We start from the raw sequence: 4459 nt of genomic DNA, 5'->3' as shown, positions 1-4459 counted from the left end.
AGAGGTAATTATCAATTATCAATTATCAATTATCAATTATCAATTATTGAAATCTCATTTGAAAACACTATATCTTAAAATATTTCAGGGAAAGGGATGATTTTAAGAACAAACAGAGAACTGAAAAGATAAAATCTAAATGCGTTTAAACTTTGAAGATATTTTCAGTATAAGTACCCTCAGACAATTAATAATTGAATAATTTTTAATTAGGGTTGGCTGATTAAATCTAAAAGCATTAACATTCTAAACTTTCAGCCTTTTTAGGTGGAAAAAAAGTGCAACTTTTCCAGCTTAAACTACCAAAAACTTAGGATTTTGAGCTGACTATGACATAAAAATCAAAGGATAATTATTCCAACTGCCTCCTCTAAATTCCCTGTTTATCCTGACTCCTGACTCCTGACTCCTACCTTGACAAAAAGACTTTTTCAGCAAACCCTAATTAGATTACAAACACGATAGAAAACTCAACAAAATTTTAACTATCAAAAAATACTCTCTCCATCGTAAAATTAATTCTAGGCTGGCGCCTAATGCCAGCAATTTTTTTTGATTAGTATTTTCTAGGTTGAATTATGCCACTTTCAAGAGCTAGCGGTATTCTACTACATCCAACTTCTTTTCCCAGTCGCTTTGGAATTGGTGACTTAGGCCAGGAAGCATACAATTTCGTCAATTTTTTGAAAGACAGTGGACAGCAAATTTGGCAAGTTCTACCATTAGGACCAACAGGTTTTGGCAATTCTCCTTATTTATCTTATTCGGCAATGGCAGGAAACCCTCTGCTAATTAGTCCAGATAAGCTGAAAGATAAAGGACTGCTTTCTGAGGATGACCTATCTAACTTACCAGAATTTCCCAGCGATCGGGTGAATTTTGATTTAGTGGCCCAAATTAAGGGTTCTATGTTGAAAACTGCCTACCAAAACTTTCAAAAAAACGCTTCCGAAGAAGAACAAGAAGCATTCGAGGAATTATGCACCAGTAAAGCTTTTTGGTTAGATGATTATGCTTCTTTTATGGCTTTGAAGGAGGCTCACGAAGGAGCTAGTTGGCATACCTGGGATGAGGACATTGCCAGTCGTCAACCAGCAGTCTTAGCAGAATGGCAAGAACGTTTAGCGGATGAAATTCAATACCATAAATTTCTTCAGTTTGAGTTCTTCGAGCAATGGGATGAGCTGAAAAATTATGCTAATGAACAAGGAATCAAAATCTTTGGTGACGTACCTATATATGTTGCCCATGATAGTGCTGATGTTTGGGCACATCCTGAAATATTCTGTCTAGATACAGAAACAGGTGAACCGTCTTTGATGGCAGGTGTTCCACCAGATTATTTTAGTGAGACTGGTCAACTATGGGGTAATCCAGTTTATCAATGGGATATATTGGAACAGGAAAATTTTCTGTGGTGGGTGCAACGTATCCAATCTATGCTTAATAAAGTTGATTGGATTAGGATAGACCACTTTCGAGGNTCCTGAAATATTCTGTCTAGATACAGAAACAGGTGAACCGTCTTTGATGGCAGGTGTTCCACCAGATTATTTTAGTGAGACTGGTCAACTATGGGGTAATCCAGTTTATCAATGGGATATATTGGAACAGGAAAATTTTCTGTGGTGGGTGCAACGTATCCAATCTATGCTTAATAAAGTTGATTGGATTAGGATAGACCACTTTCGAGGTTTAAGTGCTTATTGGGCAGTACCCCAGGGCGAAACTACAGCTATCAATGGTGAATGGGTCGAAGCTCCGGGCAAGGCTTTATTTGAAACTATTAATGAAAAGTTAGGAACACTACCAATTATTGCTGAGGATTTAGGGATTATTACTCCTGATGTGGAAGAGTTGCGGGATAAGTTTGAATTTCCTGGTATGAAGATTCTACATTTTGCTTTTGACTCAGGTAGTGGTAATCCCTATTTACCTTACAACTATAATTCTTCCAATTGGGTTGTTTATACTGGCACTCACGATAATAATACTACTGTGGGCTGGTTTAATAACCGTTCTCCTGAAGAACAGGAGCGAGTTAATCATTTTCTTGGTGGTACTTGGGGTAATGGAATTCATTGGGATTTAATTCGTTTGGCTATGTCTTCTGTGGCTTCTATGGCAATTTTTCCTCTACAAGATATTTTAGGGTTGGGGGAAGAAGCTATTATGAATCAGCCTGGTATTGCTGAAGGTAATTGGAGCTGGCGTTACCAATCAGGGATGTTAACCTCAGAGGTAAGCGATCGCCTTAAAGAGGTGACAGACATTTATGGCCGTACCCCAGAAAATCAGGATTAATCTGAAAAGAAATAATACTGTTGAATTTTTAACATTATTGAAATTCCACCTTGAAGGACAAGGTTTTATTGAGACTGGGAAATTTGGGTATTAGTAGGAGTAAAAACAACTTCTTTTACTTCACCCGGTTTTCCCAGTTGCATATTTTGCCCCTTATTAATAGGTATCAGTATTCCTCCAGCATTTCCTGCAAAGAAAACCAGTTGTTTTTGGGCTGACCAAGTCTTCTGAGTACCTTGAGTTAAAGTTCCTTCAAATGCTATTTTTCCATCTATCTCTATTGAGACCCAGGATTCATCTTTGACGATTACATTCAGNCTTCTTTTACTTCACCCGGTTTTCCCAGTTGCATATTTTGCCCCTTATTAATAGGTATCAGTATTCCTCCAGCATTTCCTGCAAAGAAAACCAGTTGTTTTTGGGCTGACCAAGTCTTCTGAGTACCTTGAGTTAAAGTTCCTTCAAATGCTATTTTTCCATCTATCTCTATTGAGACCCAGGATTCATCTTTGACGATTACATTCAGCACTACAGGTTGTTTCTCCTGAAGTTTTTCTGGCTTTTGTGTTGTAGTTTTGTCCGAATATTTTGGCTCAGTTTTGGTATTTACTGGAGATGCTTGAGCTGACAAATCTCTCTGATTTTCAGGTCTATATTGTTGTTTCTCAGAGGTAGTAATTCCTTTTTCTCTAGCTAATATATCAGCTCCAGTAATTACATAAGGTAACAAACGGACTGATAAAATAACAAGAAATACATATAGGAAGTAGAGATGATATGGTCGTAGCTGAACCATTGATATATTCGGGATAGATTTTCTGGTAATTTCCTGAGTTTTTGCAGTAGGAAATAAATTTGCTAGTTGTTCTCCATCTAATCCCATAGCATCTGCATATCGCTTGATCATACCTTGGATATAAACTGGCTCTGGGAGTTGTTCTAAATTACCTTCTTCTATTGCCTCTAGTAAATTAATTCTAATCATTGTCACTACTGCCACTCTTTCTAAAGAAATCGAATGTTTGTCTCTAAACATTTTCAATTTCTGCCCTATATCTGTTAATGCCTGAATTTGTTCTTCTTCAAAAGATAATTCTTTCCTTTGATTCAAACGTTTTTCTAAGGGTACAAAAGAAAAACTTTTTTTCAGGTTTTTGATTGCTGTCAAATTCACCATTGCTTTTACTTATTTTCTATAAACTATAGTTTTTCTTGTTTTGATAGTTGTCCTATTTTGATTGATTTTATATAACTTAATTTGAGCAATAATATAATTAATTTTGGATATTTACTTTGACAAAAAAAATTACTTTTATTACCCCTCAAGATATTTATAATATGATTGAAAAAAAAGTTATGCCAACAAAATATATTGTGATTAAAGCAGCAAGATTAACATAACACAAAGTATTAAAAAATTTATCAATATTGTTTGGATATTTAATTGTTTTAGCCCCTCAGTTCAAACTCTTAAAAAGATTACTTGTTTGTTATATAGCGTTTCTCAAGCTTATAAGGTACACAAGCTCTTTAATTTCTTTTCTATTCCTGATTCCTCATTGCCTATTCCCTCCATACCTATTCCCTGTTCCCTAAANCAAGCTCTTTAATTTCTTTTCTATTCCTTATTCCCTGTTCCCTAAAACAAACGAATTTTGTACCTCACGCTTCTTGGGAATTGCTATAAAAGAGAGTTTTTAGCTGAATTTAGATTTGATAATTTGGTCATCCAAAAACTCAATTTCAAAATCCTTCAAAGGTCGATAATGGCCAATAGGTAAAACTGACTCTCCAGGTAGCTGCAACTTAATTGGGCCAATTGCAGTACGGTGTAATTTGAGTACAGGATATCCCAATTTTTCTGCAACTCTACGAATCTGGCGATTTCTGCCTTCGGAAATAACCACTTCTAAAAGAGTTTGAGAGCTATTAAATTCTTTTAGGACTTTAACCTGAGCTGGTAAAGTTTTTTTACCAAATAAGATGATACCTTGACGCCACAATTTTAAGGTTGATTCCTGGGGATGACCTTCTACCCAGACTTGATAGGTTTTGGGAAGACAATGTTTGGGATGGGTTAAACCATAAGTTACCCGACCATCATTTGTGAGGAGTAATGCTCCTGTAGAATCTGCATCTAAACGTCCTACAGGAT

General features: G+C 35.9%; 4 protein-coding genes and 1 pseudogene. 2 read left to right on the top strand and 3 right to left on the bottom strand.

Annotation, left to right across the window (positions count from 1 at the left end):
* Nucleotides 1–578 precede the first annotated feature (578 nt).
* Nucleotides 579–1483 (top strand): annotated as a pseudogene (gene malQ, locus AFK68_RS08825) (4-alpha-glucanotransferase); the annotation flags it as partial.
* 1 nt (nt 1484) lies between these two features.
* Nucleotides 1485–2304: 4-alpha-glucanotransferase (malQ, locus tag AFK68_RS08820; protein ID WP_143437705.1), on the top strand; the 820-nt coding region annotated here is incomplete at its 5' end.
* Between the two features lie 65 nt (nt 2305–2369).
* Here malQ (AFK68_RS08820) and AFK68_RS44615 read toward each other — a convergent pair.
* The 3 genes from AFK68_RS44615 to AFK68_RS08805 all read right to left on the bottom strand — a co-directional run.
* Nucleotides 2370–2612: a DUF4115 domain-containing protein gene (locus AFK68_RS44615; protein WP_371357292.1), complete on the bottom strand. Its 243-nt coding sequence runs from the start codon at nt 2610–2612 to the stop codon at nt 2370–2372.
* A 10-nt stretch (nt 2613–2622) separates the two neighbouring features.
* The coding region (locus AFK68_RS44610) for a helix-turn-helix domain-containing protein (RefSeq protein WP_371357291.1) at nt 2623–3340 on the bottom strand (718 nt) is incomplete at its 3' end.
* 661 nt (nt 3341–4001) lie between these two features.
* On the bottom strand, nt 4002–4459 hold a 458-nt coding region (locus tag AFK68_RS08805; RefSeq protein WP_143437704.1), incomplete at its 5' end, for a pseudouridine synthase.

The organism is Hydrocoleum sp. CS-953 (genome assembly GCF_002260545.1).
GTDB lineage: Bacteria > Cyanobacteriota > Cyanobacteriia > Cyanobacteriales > Microcoleaceae > Trichodesmium.
This window is presented reverse-complemented; position numbering and strand designations above follow the sequence as displayed.